The 14413-nt window shown below is 61.6% G+C and carries 11 protein-coding genes; 4 read left to right on the top strand and 7 right to left on the bottom strand.

Annotated features, from left to right (window positions below):
• Positions 1 to 205: 205 nt before the first annotated feature.
• From clpB to rluD, 3 genes are all read right to left on the bottom strand, one after another.
• The gene (gene clpB / locus IFT80_RS13410) at positions 206 to 2770 is read right to left on the bottom strand and encodes an ATP-dependent chaperone ClpB (protein ID WP_122795378.1); all 2565 of its coding nucleotides are present in this window, start codon (positions 2768 to 2770) and stop codon (positions 206 to 208) included.
• 251 nt (positions 2771 to 3021) lie between these two features.
• The gene (pgeF, locus tag IFT80_RS13405; protein WP_192137707.1) at positions 3022 to 3759 is read right to left on the bottom strand and encodes a peptidoglycan editing factor PgeF; all 738 of its coding nucleotides are present in this window, start codon (positions 3757 to 3759) and stop codon (positions 3022 to 3024) included.
• Positions 3756 to 4718: a 23S rRNA pseudouridine(1911/1915/1917) synthase RluD gene (gene rluD / locus IFT80_RS13400; RefSeq protein WP_122475306.1), complete on the bottom strand. Its 963-nt coding sequence runs from the start codon at positions 4716 to 4718 to the stop codon at positions 3756 to 3758. The genes pgeF and rluD overlap by 4 nt, the downstream gene beginning before the upstream one ends.
• 150 nt (positions 4719 to 4868) lie before the next feature.
• On the opposite strand from rluD, the gene IFT80_RS13395 reads away from it, so the two are divergent.
• From IFT80_RS13395 to IFT80_RS13380, 4 genes are all read left to right on the top strand, one after another.
• The gene (locus IFT80_RS13395; protein WP_185795218.1) at positions 4869 to 5891 is read left to right on the top strand and encodes an outer membrane protein assembly factor BamD; all 1023 of its coding nucleotides are present in this window, start codon (positions 4869 to 4871) and stop codon (positions 5889 to 5891) included.
• Between the two features lie 112 nt (positions 5892 to 6003).
• Positions 6004 to 6237: a PP0621 family protein gene (locus IFT80_RS13390; protein WP_122475309.1), complete on the top strand. Its 234-nt coding sequence runs from the start codon at positions 6004 to 6006 to the stop codon at positions 6235 to 6237.
• A complete protein-coding gene (locus IFT80_RS13385; protein WP_446730993.1) occupies positions 6227 to 7822 on the top strand; it encodes a sensor histidine kinase in 1596 nt (531 codons plus the stop codon). The genes IFT80_RS13390 and IFT80_RS13385 overlap by 11 nt, the downstream gene beginning before the upstream one ends.
• A 2-nt stretch (positions 7823 to 7824) precedes the next feature.
• Positions 7825 to 9171, top strand: coding sequence for a sigma-54-dependent transcriptional regulator (locus tag IFT80_RS13380; RefSeq protein ID WP_192137706.1), 1347 nt, complete (start codon positions 7825 to 7827; stop codon positions 9169 to 9171).
• A gap of 105 nt (positions 9172 to 9276) precedes the next feature.
• Here the strand turns inward: IFT80_RS13380 and thiO are convergent, their stop codons facing one another.
• From thiO to IFT80_RS13360, 4 genes are read right to left on the bottom strand one after another with little or no spacing between them, the layout of a single operon-like run.
• Positions 9277 to 10377 carry a glycine oxidase ThiO gene (gene thiO / locus IFT80_RS13375; protein WP_192102648.1) on the bottom strand — a complete coding sequence of 367 codons (1101 nt, stop codon included), beginning with the start codon at positions 10375 to 10377 and terminating at the stop codon, positions 9277 to 9279.
• 20 nt (positions 10378 to 10397) lie between these two features.
• Positions 10398 to 10793: a type IV pilin protein gene (locus IFT80_RS13370; RefSeq protein WP_192054754.1), complete on the bottom strand. Its 396-nt coding sequence runs from the start codon at positions 10791 to 10793 to the stop codon at positions 10398 to 10400.
• An 8-nt stretch (positions 10794 to 10801) separates the two neighbouring features.
• Positions 10802 to 13915 carry a pilus assembly protein gene (locus IFT80_RS13365; protein WP_446730992.1) on the bottom strand — a complete coding sequence of 1038 codons (3114 nt, stop codon included), beginning with the start codon at positions 13913 to 13915 and terminating at the stop codon, positions 10802 to 10804.
• A complete protein-coding gene (locus tag IFT80_RS13360; protein WP_446730995.1) occupies positions 13899 to 14402 on the bottom strand; it encodes a pilus assembly PilX family protein in 504 nt (167 codons plus the stop codon). Before IFT80_RS13360 ends, IFT80_RS13365 begins: the two co-directional genes overlap by 17 nt.
• Between the last annotated feature and the right edge of the window lie 11 nt (positions 14403 to 14413).

Below are 14413 nucleotides of genomic sequence, written 5' to 3'. Positions count from 1 at the left end.
TGAAGCCAGTGGCTCTGCGGGATGACGTACAGCGGGGCGCACTTTACAAGCCTTGAAACGAAAATGCAACGGTAAATCAATGGGGTGGGTTAGTGAGGGCCTCTTCGCGGGCAGAGGGCTTGCCGCCCGCCCCGCTCCCACTAAAGCCTGAGTACCTGTGGGAGCGGGCTCTGCCCGCGAAAAGGCCCTCACTGCCACTCATCACTCAAGCAAACACAATCTCATCATCCACCACCGACGCCTGCACCGATGTCCCTGGCAGGAATTTGCCCGAGAGAATCAGCTGTGCCAGCGGGTTCTCGATCCAGCGCTGAATCGCACGCTTCAACGGACGCGCGCCATACACCGGGTCGTAGCCCACCGCGATCAGCTTATCCAGCGCCTCGTCGCTCAGCTCCAAGCTCAGATCGCGCTCGGCCAGACGGCTGCGCAAGCGGGCCAGCTGGATCTGCGTGATCCCGGCGATCTGGTCGCGCGCCAGCGGCTCGAAGATCACCACCTCGTCGATCCGATTGACGAACTCGGGCCGGAAATGGCTGGTGACCGCATCCATGACCGCCGCGCGCTGCGCCTCGCGGTCGCCGACCAGCTCCTGGATGCGCGCCGACCCCAGGTTCGAAGTCATGACGATCACGGTGTTGCGGAAGTCCACGGTACGTCCGTGGCTGTCGGTCAGACGGCCATCTTCCAGCACTTGCAACAGCACGTTGAACACGTCCGGGTGAGCCTTTTCGACTTCATCGAGCAGCAACACCGAGTACGGTTTGCGACGTACCGCTTCGGTCAGGTAGCCGCCCTCTTCATAGCCAACGTAGCCGGGTGGCGCACCGATCAGGCGAGCGACCGAATGCTTCTCCATGAACTCGGACATGTCGATGCGCACCATTGCCTCTTCGGTATCGAAGAGAAACTCGGCCAGCGCCTTGCACAGTTCGGTCTTGCCCACACCGGTGGGGCCGAGGAACATGAACGAGCCGCTGGGCCGGTTGGGATCGGACAATCCGGCACGCGAGCGCCGCACTGCGTTGGACACCGCCACCACGGCCTCTTCCTGGCCGATCACGCGCTGGTGCAGCAGGCTTTCCATCTTCAGCAGCTTGTCGCGCTCGCCTTCGAGCATCTTCGACACGGGAATCCCCGTCCACTTGGAAACCACCTCGGCGATTTCTTCCTCGGTCACCTTGCTGCGCAGCAACTGGTTCTCGCTTTTGCCGTGCTGGTCGACCATCTGCAGGCTGCGTTCCAGATCGGGGATGACCCCGTACTGCAACTCGGCCATACGGCTCAAATCCCCGCGCCGACGCGCGGCTTCCAGTTCTTGACGCGATTGTTCGATCTTCTGCTGAATCTGCGCCGACCCCTGCACTTCGGCCTTTTCCGAGGTCCAGATCTCTTCCAGGTCGGCGTATTCGCGCTCCAGCCGGTTGATTTCCTCGGTCAGTTTTTCCAGACGCTTGATCGCGGCCTCGTCATCTTCTTTCTTCAAGGCCTGGGACTCGACCTTGAGCTGGATCAGACGGCGCTCCAGGCGGTCGAGCACTTCGGGCTTGGAGTCGATCTCCATGCGGATGCGGCTGGCCGCCTCGTCGATCAGGTCGATGGCCTTGTCGGGCAACTGGCGGTCAGTGATATAGCGATGGCTGAGCTTGGCTGCCGCGATGATCGCGCCGTCAGTGATGGCCACCTTGTGGTGAACCTCGTAGCGCTCCTTGAGGCCACGCAGGATGGCGATGGTGTCTTCCTCGCTCGGCTCCTCGACCAGCACCTTCTGGAAGCGCCGCTCCAGGGCGGCATCCTTCTCGATGTACTGGCGGTACTCGTTGAGCGTGGTGGCACCTACGCAGTGCAGCTCGCCACGGGCCAGTGCCGGCTTGAGCATATTGCCCGCATCCATCGAGCCTTCGCCTTTGCCGGCGCCGACCATGGTGTGCAGTTCGTCGATGAACAGAATGATCTGCCCTTCCTGCTTGGACAGCTCATTGAGCAGCGATTTCAGGCGCTCCTCGAACTCGCCGCGAAACTTGGCGCCGGCGATCAGCGCGCCCATGTCCAGGCTGAGCAGGCGTTTGCCGCGCAAGCCATCGGGGACTTCGCCATTGATGATGCGCTGGGCCAGGCCTTCGGCAATGGCAGTCTTGCCCACACCGGGCTCACCGATCAGTACCGGGTTGTTCTTGGTGCGGCGCTGCAGCACCTGGATGGTCCGACGGATCTCGTCGTCACGGCCGATCACCGGGTCGAGCTTGCCTTCCTCGGCGCGCTTGGTCAGGTCGACGGTGTATTTTTCCAGGGCCTTGCGCGACTCCTCGGCGTTGGGGTCGTTGACCGCCTCGCCACCGCGCAGGTTGCTGATAGCATTTTCCAGCGCCTTCTTGCTGACGCCCTGGCCCAACAGCAGCTTGCCCAGCTTGCTGTTGTCGTCCATGGCCGCCAGCAGTACCAGTTCGCTGGAGATGAACTGATCGCCCTTCTGCTGCGCCAGCCGGTCGGCCTGGTTGAGCAGGCGCGCCAGGTCCTGGGACATGTTGACGTCGCCGGTCGGGTTCTGGATTTTCGGCAGTTGGTCGAGCTCTTTGCTCAGCGCCTTGCGCAGGCTGTTGACGTCGAAGCCCACCTGCATGAGCAACGGACGGATCGAACCGCCCTGCTGGTCGAGCTGCGCCTGCATCAGATGCGCCGGTTCGATGGCCGGATGGTCCATGCCAACGGCCAGGGATTGTGCGTCGGATAACGCGAGTTGAAGCTTGCTGGTCAAACGGTCTATACGCATGAGTCACCTTCCTGAAAAGGGGCAGGCCGGAGCGATGGACACACCTGATGAAGAAAACCTGCCGGGGATGACAGTTAGATGGGGGGTGTTGGTGAAGATTCAAGGACGGGGGTTGCAGATCTAGATAGGTTGTGTCAGTGCCGGCCTCTTCGCGGGCAGAGCCCCGCTCCCACAAATGCAGATTGATGGCCTCTCAGCGAGCCCAGTGTGGGAGCCGGGCTCTGCCCGCGAAGGGGCCATCGGCTGCGAAGCTAGGGTTCCAGCCACACCAGTGAAGCGAAGCGCCCGGTGACCGACGCGCGACGATAGGAAAAGAACCGCTCATCTTCCACGGTACACATCCCCCCGCCATACACCGCCGTCACCCCCACCGCTGCCAGGCGAATCCTCGCCAACGCATAGATATTAGCCAGGAACTTGCCAGGCGCGGCGCCCAGCACGAACGCATCTGCCGCTTGCGGATGGGTCGCCATGAACGCCTCGCGCACCTCGGCGCCGACCTCGAACCGACGCGGACCGATGGCTGGCCCCAGCCAAGCCATCAGTTGCCCGGGCGGTTGCTGGAAACCATCGACAGTGGCTTCCAGCACCCCGGCCGCCAACCCGCGCCACCCGGCGTGGGCCGCTGCCACGCGGGTACCTGCCTGGTTGCAGAACAACGCAGGCAGGCAATCGGCAGTCATGGCGGTACAGGCAATGCCGGGGGTGGTGGTCCAGCTCGCATCCGCCTCGAGCACGCGGCTCGGGTCGGCCTCGACCACACGGATCCCATGCACCTGGCTCAGCCAGGCCGGCAGGATACCGAAGTGGGCAGTCAGACGCAGGCGGTTCTGCACCACGCACTGTGGATCGTCGCCCACATGCGCGCCCAGGTTCAAACTGGCATACGGCGCCGGGCTGACGCCGCCTTCACGGGTGGTCACGCAGGCCCTCACCGACGCCGGAGCCGGCCAGTCGGGAAACAGCAGGCCCTGCGCGAACGTGGTCACCCGATGAAGGCCTCGCGATCCTGCTTGAGCAGCGACAGCAGCCAGACGAAGTCGTCGGGCAAGGGCGATTCCCAGCCCATGCGCTCACCGGTCGTCGGATGATCCAGCTCGAGGAAGCGCGCATGCAGGGCCTGGCGCGGGAAGGTTTTCAACGCATCGACCATGGTGGCGCTGGCCGCAGGGGGAATGCGGAAGCGGCCGCCGTAGGCCGGATCGCCCACCAACGGGAAGTTGATGTGCGACATGTGCACGCGGATCTGGTGGGTCCGACCGGTTTCCAGCTTGACCCGCACATGGGTGTGGGAGCGGAAACGCTCGAGCACGCGATAGTGGCTGACGGCTTGCTTGCCGCCTTCCATCACCGCCATGCGCTGGCGCTGCTGGCCGTGCCGACCGATCGGCGCGTTGATCTTGCCGCCTGCGGTAACCACGCCGATCACGATGCATTCATAGATGCGGCTGACCGAGCGGCTCTGCAGTTGGGTCACCAGCTGCGTCTGCGCCTGAATGGTCTTGGCCACCACCATCAGACCGGTGGTGTCCTTGTCCAGGCGGTGGACGATGCCGGCACGCGGCACGTTGATGATGTCCGGCACGTGGTGCAGCAGTGCGTTGAGCAGCGTGCCGTCGGCGTGGCCGGCGGCCGGATGGACCACCAGGCCGGCCGGCTTGTTGATGACAAGGATCTGGTCGTCTTCGTAGACGATGTCCAGATCGATGTCCTGGGCCACCCATTCACCTTGGGCTTCCTGTTCGGCATTGAGCTCGAGCAGGGCACCGCCATGCACGGTATCGCGCGGGCGCAGAACGCCCCCGTCCACGGTCAGGCGGCCCTCTTTTATCCAGGCGGAAAGGCGCGAGCGCGAGTGCTCAGCGAATAATTGGGCGGCGACTTGGTCGAGGCGTTGTCCGCCCAAATCGGACGGTACCTCTGCGCGAAGTTGTATGATCTCGGACATGCTCGGACTAGGCGGCGGCACAGCCTTTGGTTTCGGCTGCACGCTTGTGGTTAAATACGGCGTCTTTTGCCCCGGTGGTTCCACGGGGTGCTCATCATAACAGGACGGCCACGCCCGAGACAGCGGCCGTTTATAGGGACGCTAGCCGCCATGCAAGTGAAACACCTGCTGCTGATCGCCATCCTCGGATTCACCGCGGCCTGTTCTTCGACCAAGGAAGTGGTCGATGAAAACCTCAGCGAAGTCGAGCTGTACCAGCAGGCGCAGGCCGACCTGGACAACAATAGCTACACCAGTGCCACGGCCAAGCTCAAGGCGCTGGAGTCGCGTTATCCGTTCGGCCGCTATGCCGACCAGGCGCAGCTCGAGCTGATCTACGCCAACTACAAGAACTCCGAGCCGGAAGCGGCGAAGTCGGCTGCCGAGCGTTTCATTCGCCTGCACCCGCAGCACCCGAACGTCGACTATGCCTATTACCTCAAGGGCCTGACCTCGTTCGACCAGGACCGTGGCCTGGTGGCGCGCTTCCTGCCGCTGGACATGACCAAGCGTGACCCGGGTGCTGCCCGCGACTCCTACAACGAGTTCGCCCAGCTCACCAGCCGCTACCCCAACAGCCGCTACGCGCCCGATGCCAAGCAGCGCATGATCTACCTGCGCAACCTGCTGGCGTCCTACGAGATCCACGTGGCTGACTACTACCTGACCCGTCAGGCCTACGTCGCTGCTGCCAACCGTGGCCGCTACGTGGTGGAAAACTTCCAGGAAACGCCGTCCGTCGGCGACGGCCTGGCGGTGATGACCGAAGCCTACATGCGTCTGCACCTGGATGACCTGGCCGCGACCAGCCTCGACACCCTGAAGACCAACTACCCGGATCACCCGAGCCTGGAAGACGGCAAGTTCGTGCCCCAGCAGGACGAAGCGGACAACCGCTCGTGGATCTCCAAGGCCACCCTGGGCTGGATCGGCAACAACACCGACCCGCTGCCGCCGGGCGAAACCCGCGCCAACCAGGATGTGCAGCGTCAGTATCAGGAAGCGCGCGACGCCATTCCGAAAGAACTGCTGCCACCTGAAGACGGCGGCACCGCCGACCAGCAGCAGCCAAACGCCGAAGAAGGCAAGAGCCGTTCGTGGTTCAGCTACGCCACCTTCGGTCTGTTCGACTGAAGCTGGGTTGCATTGAAAAAAGGGGCCTGATGGCCCCTTTTTTTTCGCCGCTTGCTCCGCATCGGGCGCGCTCCTACACTGCGCCATCTCCCCTGGCAAAGCTGACCATCCCATGATTCGCCTGATTTTCTGGATCGCCGTCGTGTTCGCCGCCATTTGGCTGTGGCGCAAATTCAAGAACCCGGCGCGCGCGCCTCGCCAGGATGACAAGCCGGCATCGCTGAGCATGGTTCGATGCGCCCAGTGCGGCGTGCATCTGCCAGAAGACAGCGCGCTGCGCCGCGACAGCCATTGGTATTGCAGCAAGCCGCACCTGGAGCAAGGGCCCGGCAACGGTGCCCGCTGAAGCGCAGTTTCTCGGCGGCGCCCAGGCGCAGCGGATGCTGCGCCTGTACCACCTCTACCGCTTGACCATCGGCCTGTCGCTGGTCCTGCTGATTTCCAGCAACATGGACAACCGCCTGCTGGAAGTTGCCGATGGCGAACTGTTTCGCGCCGGCAGTTGGCTGTACCTGATCCTCAACATCCTGGTCGTGGTGCTGATGGGCAACCCGCGTCGGGTCTTGCCGGTGTTCAGCCTGGCCACTGCCGACGTGATCATGCTCGCGGGCCTGTTCTACGCCGGCGGCGGTACACCCAGCGGTATCGGCAACCTGATGATCGCCTCGGTGGCCATGGGCAATCTGCTGCTGCGCAACCGCCTGGGCCTGTTGATCGCCGCGCTGGCCACCATCGGCATCATCTACCTGACGTTCTACCTGAGCATCTCGCGCCCCACTGCCGCCAACGACTACCTGCAGGCCAGCACTCTGGGTGTGCTCTGCTTCGCCGTGTGGTTCGTGGTTCAAGGCCTCAGTCGCCTGTTGCGCACCAGTGAGAACCTGGCCGAGCAGCGCGCCAGTGACGTCACCAGCCTGGAAGCCCTGAACGCGCTGATTCTGCAGCGCATGCGCACCGGCATCCTGGTGCTGGACACCGAACTGCGGGTGCAGCTGGCCAACCAGGGCGCCTTGGGGCTTTTTGGCCGCATGACACTCAATGGTGAGCTGATCGCCGTCCACTCACCCGACCTGATCGAACGGTTGCTGCAGTGGCAGACCAACCCTGCCCTGCGCGTGAAAAGCCTCAAGTTCTCCCCTACCGGGCCGTCGATCCAGGCCAGCTTCATTGCCCTGCGTCGCGGCGGTGAACAGCAGCAGACCCTGGTGTTTCTCGAAGACCTGTCGCAGATCGCGCAGCAGGCCCAGCAACTCAAGCTGGCCGCGCTCGGCCGCCTCACGGCCAGTATCGCCCACGAGATCCGCAACCCGCTGGGCGCCATCAGCCATGCCGGGCAATTGCTGCAGGAATCCGAAGACCTGCCGGTAGCCGACCGGCGTCTGACGCAGATCATTCAGGATCAATGCAAGCGCATGAACCTGATCATCGAGAACGTGCTGCAGCTGTCGCGCCGGCGCCCCAGCGCACCGCACCCGCTGGACCTCAAGGCGTGGCTGGAAAACTTCGTCAGTGACTTTCGCACCACCGCGCGCCCGGGCCAGCAACTGCACATGCATGTCAGCGACGGCACCCTGGAAACCCGCATGGATGCCAACCAGCTGACCCAGGTATTGAACAATCTGGTGGAAAACGGCCTGCGCTACAGCGCCCAGCAACAGGGTCGCGCGCAGGTCTGGTTGAATCTTTTCGTGGAGCCGACCGACGGCCTGCCGATCCTCGAGGTGCTGGACGATGGGCCGGGCTTTGCCGCCGATCAGTTGCAGCACATGTTCGAGCCTTTCTTCACCACCGAAAGCAACGGCACCGGGCTGGGCCTGTATATTTCCCGCGAGCTGTGCGAAAGCAACCAGGCCCACCTAGACTACAGAGCACGTGAAAAAGGGGGCAGCTGCATGCGCATCACCTTCGCCCACCCGCGCAAACAGGGATGACTATGAGCGCCAGGCAAAAAATTCTGATCGTGGATGACGAGCCGGACATCCGCGAACTGTTGGAGATCACCCTCGGCCGCATGAAACTGGAAACCCGCAGCGCACGCGACGTCAACGAGGCCCGCGAATGGCTGGGTCGCGAATCGTTCGACCTGTGCCTGACCGACATGCGCCTGCCCGACGGCACCGGTCTTGAGCTGGTGCAGTTCATCCAGCAGCGCTACCCGCATGTGCCGGTGGCGATGATCACCGCGTTCGGCAGCCTGGACACCGCCATCAATGCGCTCAAGGCCGGTGCCTTCGATTTCCTCACCAAGCCGGTCGACCTGCCGCGCCTGCGCGAGCTGGTCGGCACCGCGCTGCGCATGCCGGCGCCCGCCCCGGTCGGCAAGGAACCGAGCATCGACCAGCGCCTGCTTGGCGACTCGCCACCCATGCTGGGGCTGCGCAAGCAGATCGGCCGGCTGGCACGCAGTCAGGCGCCGGTCTACATCAGCGGTGAGTCGGGCAGCGGCAAGGAGCTGGTCGCCCGGCTGATTCACGAACAGGGCCCGCGGGCGGATCGGCCGTTCATTCCGGTCAACTGCGGGGCCATCCCCGCCGAGCTGATGGAGAGCGAATTCTTCGGCCATCGCAAGGGCAGCTTCACCGGTGCCACCGAAGACAAGCCGGGGCTGTTTCAGGCAGCCAATGGCGGCACGCTGTTTCTCGACGAAGTGGCCGACCTGCCGTTGACCATGCAGGTGAAGCTGCTGCGCGCCATCCAGGAAAAGGCCGTGCGCGCCGTGGGTGGGCAGACCGAAAACGTGGTCGATGTGCGCATTCTCAGCGCGACCCACAAGGACCTCGCAGCCGAGGTGGCGGCGCAGCGTTTTCGCCAGGACCTCTACTACCGACTCAACGTGATCGAGCTTCGCGTGCCCTGCCTGCGCGAGCGCCGTGAAGACATTCCGCTGCTGGCTGCCAGCGTGCTGGCACGCCTGGCGCAGGGCAGTGGCCTGCCGCCCGCGCAGTTGACCCCAGCGGCACTGGAAACCCTCAAGGGCTACCGCTTTCCGGGCAACGTGCGCGAACTGGAAAACATGCTCGAACGGGCCTACACCCTGTGCGAAGACGATCGCATCGAAGCGAGCGACCTGCGCCTGAGCGAAACGGCAGTCAGCGTGGAGTCCGGCGAACCTAGCCTGGCCCAGGTCGACAACCTGGAAGACTACCTGGAAAGCGTCGAGCGCAAGCTCATCCTGCAAGCGCTGGAAGAAACCCGCTGGAACCGCACGGCAGCGGCGCAGCGGTTGAACATGTCGTTCCGCTCGATGCGCTACCGCCTGAAAAAGCTGGGCCTGGATTGATTCCGTGCCACCGCGTCAAACCCGGACGCGGCTTGCGCCGCTGCTACAGGGTTTGTGTGGTGCGCCTAATGAACGCGGTGGGGCCGGACGCGGCTCGCGCCGCTGCTACAGGGGGATGCGGTTTTGCGGCGCGTAGGGGGCTGGATCAATCACGGCTTCGCGACCCAGCAGCAGGTCGGCCAGCAGGCGACACGACGCTGGCGCCAGCACCAACCCATTACGGTAGTGCCCGCAGTTCAACCACAAACCCGGATGCCGCGGCAGCGCACCAATGAACGGTACCCCCTCCGGCGACCCCGGACGCAACCCAGCCCACTGTTGCACCGGCGTGGCCTCGGCCAGGGCCGGCAGCAGATCGACCGCCGAGGCCTGCAAGCTGTTCAGCGCCTCTACCGTTGGCGTCTTGTCGAAGCCCGCATGCTCCAGCGTGCTGCCGATCAATACATGCCCATCGCGGCGGGGAATGGCATAGCGCCCCTTGGCCAGTACCATGCTCGGCAAAAAATCGGCTGCGCATTTGAACAGGATCATCTGCCCCTTCACCGGCTCCACCGGCAAGTCGATGCCCAGGGTCTGCAACAACTCACCGCTCCAGGCACCCGCGGTCAGCACCACCTCGTCGGCCAGCACCTCCCCCTGCGCTGAATGCACGCCGACCACCCGCTGGCCATCGAGCAAAAAACCCTGCACTTCACACTGCTCGCGCACCGTCACGTTGGGCAGCGCCGACAAGGCCGCTTTCAAAGCCTTGATCAAGCGTGGATTGCGCACATTGGCGACATCGGCCATATGGATCGCGCGCCCGAACCCGGGCCCCAGCACCGGCACGGCCTCGTAGGTAGCTGAAATATCCACTGCCGCCAGCGGCCGACCATTGGCCCGTGCCCAGGCAAGCGCCTCGGCTTCATCGTCCAGGTCCAGCCAGTACAAACCGGTGGTGTACACCTGCGGATCGATGCCCGTATCGACGGCCAGGCGCTGCCCCAGGCGCGGATAGAAATCCTGCGACCAATGCGCCAACGCCGTAACCGCCGGCCTGTAGCGCCAGGGATACAGCGGTGAAACGATGCCACCGCCGGCCCAGGAAGACTCCTGGCCGACCGCGCTGCGGTCGATCAGGGTAATGCGACCCACATGGGCAGCAAGATTGTAGGCCGTCAGCAGGCCCATTACGCCGCCGCCGACAACCAACACATGGTCAGACATGAAACGATTCCAAAGAAGGCTCAGCGGCCCCAGCAGGTGGCTGAGGTGTTGCCGGCAGCCATGCCGGTGTTGGTCCGCGCGCCGGTTTGATTGATGACGAAACTGCCGCACTTGTCACCGACCATCATGCTGCCGGGCTTCGGCGCGGCCGTCAGGCTGAACGTTGTGGCGTCCTTTGCCGTCACGATGTTGTACCAGGCATTGCCCGCCACGTCGGGCACGTTGGCGTAGCTGCCGGTCCGTGTGAACCCCCTCTCGAAATTCTGCGCACCTTCGGCCAGCACCTGGCCGATCTCCACCCGGTGCGTGCGCTTCACGTACTCGGTGTAGCTGGGGTAGGCGATGGCAGCAAGGATGCCGACGATGGCGACCACGATCATCAATTCGATAAGGGTGAAGCCTTTTTGCCTGCGCATACGGACACTCATTGTCGTTGTTGCCACATGATACGGCGGTTCGGGGAAACCACCTGTTGTTTAGGAGACCCGCCGCCACTGCCTGTCGTAGAGTCACCCGTGCTAGGCAGTTGGATAGCAATCATGTCATTCCCATTGGAATCGACATAAGAGATCATTGATGCGGTATTGATCAAACCTCCCGATACGATCATTCCCGCAGTTGCCTCAGTACCGTTCAGGATGTTGAAATTCGTGATCATCTTGCCATTTTCGGCGTTCACTTCCATCAGCTTACTTGACCCAGCGCTCGAACATGGGTCCGAAACGTCAAGAATAGCGGTAGTGAAAAAAATGTTACCGTCGATCAACAAGGGTGGATAAAGCACCCGCTCCCCTGTCGATGTGGTGCCGTAGGTCAGCGGCATGTACCAACCCTTGCGGGTGTTGTAGTCCACCTCATTCTGGCTGGTGTAGACCTTGGTGCCGGTGATATTGGTGATGGTCTGGCGTTGCAGTAACGACTCGGTGTAGTTCGCGGTCGAGCCATTGGCGTCGACGATGGCGTAGAAAGCCTGCGTCGTAGTTGTAGTTTTGTCCGCCACCTCGTTGAGCTTGCCTGTACCAAAGAAGATGATCTGCCGGCCCTGAGTGTAATTGCCTATGGTTGGCTGTGCGGTGATAGCTTGGGTCGCGCCACCCGAAGCCGTGAACAGTGGCGTATTAGCGAACCCGACCACGCCGTTCGTGGTACTGGTGAAATCAAATTTCCACATGCGCCCTTTCAGATCGCCACCATAGGCGTACTGAATAACGCCTTGGCTGTTGATGTCCAGCGCTACCGAGGACAGACCGTTGTCGGTTTCGCCTGTTGTAACGATCGGGGTCTGGATCTCTTTGATCAACGCGCCGGTAGCCAGATTGATCACAAACAGCGACGCGCGCCCCGTCGTACTGCCGTAACCGTTCGAGATGAATGCTGCCCAGGTACCGTCTTTCAATCGGGCCACTTCCGGCTTGCCATAGGCATAGCCCATGTTGCTGTAGCCCGTGGTGTTACTGTTGATTTCCCAAAGGGCACGAGTGGTATTGCTACCACCGGCTTCAAACAGCTGCAACGCATAATAAGCCCTGCCGCCAGCCCCCACACCGCCCAAAGCCAGCGTTTTCCAGCCGTTGTTGATTTGAGCGTCTGCGACAGTCAACTGACCGTCATTCAAGAACTTATGGCCAACACCATTGATATAGTTGGGGTTGGCTACTGCGTTCAAATTGGCCAACGTGGTAGATGGCAGATAGGCATAACGCCTTGTGCCATCGGTATTCAAAACGTTGGTCATCCCATCATTGCTGTTGACAACCAGAGCGGGGTTCATGCTCGCAGCCTTGGTCCCAAGGTACGTGGTATAGCTGAAATCGCCTGTCGTGTCGGTAGTGGTAATGGCAGTGGGCGAGGCATACACCAAGGGTGAGTTGATGATGTCGCCCAGCAATACCGAGCGCGTCTTCAGCCCGGTCTTGTTGGTGCCTTTCGTCCACTCGATCAGGTCATTGGCGGTAACTGGATTGAGGAGAGTGTTGAGACTCGATGCACCGACGGCCAGGGTAGCGATCTGGGCAGGAGAGAAATTCAGCAATGATAGTGCGATGGGCTGGCTGGTGAGTATGTTCCACGACTGAAAAATCGTAGTCCCGGCCGACTTAACCTTGTCATCCGTGCTCCATACCGCCGTTGCGCCTGGATTGCCTGAACTGTCCAGGTTATAGGCGCGTACCGTACCGCGCCAGTCGGTCGGGTCGTAGAATGTTTGATAGTACTGCGAAGACGCTGTGAGATTGACCGAGTTGACCGAACCGCCCCCGCCTGAACCAGCCTTGGAAGCAATATCGTTAAGCGCAGCGGTCAAGGCAGCGCTCAAGCCTGCAGCATCAGTGGCTTGATAGTATTTGCCCTGGCCATAACCGGTCTTTTCAGCCGCATCTTTCAGCATCTGATTGTCGGCAGCGAAGCCTACTGTGTAAGTGGACATGTTCTGCTTGGGAAAATCCGCAGCATCCCAGCTCTTGCCGGCGGTATCTGTCCCGCCGGACCGCATGTCAATATCATTGGCAAACTTGGCGATGTCATCCAGGTACAACGTGTCACCCTCACCGTCACCAGTCAGATTATCGCCATCATTGCTGCTGTCACCGTCCCAGTTTGGCAGCCTTGATCCCCCGAGTGGGTCATTGGTGGGGAAAGTGCGGTCATAAGTAGGCAGGCCGTCAGTGATCACTACCCCGTAGTTCTTTTGGCAGCGGTACTGGATAGGGCTGGTGTAGGTATTGGGCGTGCTGTTGTAGTAAGGCGTCATCCCCCTGAAATAACGCGTCACCTCGTAGTAGGCTTCCGCCAACGGTGTGTTGGCGATGGCGCCCAGGTCGCCGATGGCATTGATCAATGCGTTGTAGTTGCTGTTAGCTTGGGCTGTGGTGGTAGAACTGTTGGCGCTCAAGTCGGCAATCGCGCGGGGAATATTGCCACCCGGGCCTGGGTTGCCGGGAGCCGGCGGGTTAAAGGTGGCCAGACCGATACGCAGGTTGCGATTGGCGTTGACCAGCGCGGTCGCCGCGTCTCGTGCAACGTTGATCCGATAGTCTCCGGGCACCGCTGTGTCGGCAATGTAGTCACGGCTGGTGCTGCCGCTCGGCAGCCGGTCAATCAGGTAAGAGATGTACCGTGATGAATAGCGGGTGCTGCCGTTGCCCACCGGATCCGGGAGGCGCAGGCAATACACCGTGTTGGTACCTCGCGTGAATCCCGAATAACCGAATGAGCATCCACCCCGGTTGAAACTGCTGTAGAACAGATTTTCACTGTCCATGTCGATGTTTGTGACACTGAATCGGTCGCAGAACGTGGCGTAGTAGCAGTTATAGATCGTTGGACGACTGGTAGCCTGATTGAAGTCGGCTGTGCGGATCAGGTTATTCATACTACCGGAGTCATCCACCAGCAACATCACATTGGGCGTGACCGACCCCGAGCTGAGCAACGGAGAGTCCGCTGGTGCGAAGGCATACAGCGGAGCACTGACGTACAATCCAGCAAGTATCCCGGAACAGAACTTGATCACGCCGCGCATTCTACTGCTGCTTGGCATAGACACTCTCCAGCACCGTTCGCGAAGTACCCTGGATGCCTACCCCGGTAATGCGATACAGCTCATAGAATTTTTTGGTGGTGTTGATTGGCGAACCACTTGCAAGAATCGACGGGTTGTTGGTGGTACCTACTTTCTGAATGGCGTAATAGCCAGACCCGGACTGCACCCAAACCACACCATTGGCGGCAATATAGTTGCTGGTGCCAATGGTATTGGCGTTGGTCGGCGGGGCACAGGTAACTGCGGTATTGCAGAAAGTCAGGGTGTAGGCTTCTGGCTTCACTGTATTTTCGCCAATGCGCAGCATGGCTTCGGCTATCTGGAACGAGCCGTTGCGCAGGGTCACGCTGCCTGCCATCTTTTCCTGCAATGTCGCGTTCTGCATCGACGACACGCCGATCAAAGTCAGCAAGAGCAGAAAGACCAGGCACACTACCAACGTCATCCCACGTTGCGTGCTCGTTGCGCTGTAATGGGTGTGCATACTCATTGAGT

It is taken from the genome of Pseudomonas sp. CFBP 8771 (assembly GCF_014841695.1).
Classification (GTDB): Bacteria; Pseudomonadota; Gammaproteobacteria; order Pseudomonadales; family Pseudomonadaceae; genus Aquipseudomonas; species Aquipseudomonas baltica.
The sequence above is the reverse complement of the archived record's forward strand: the minus strand, read 5'-3'. Positions and strand labels throughout refer to the sequence as shown.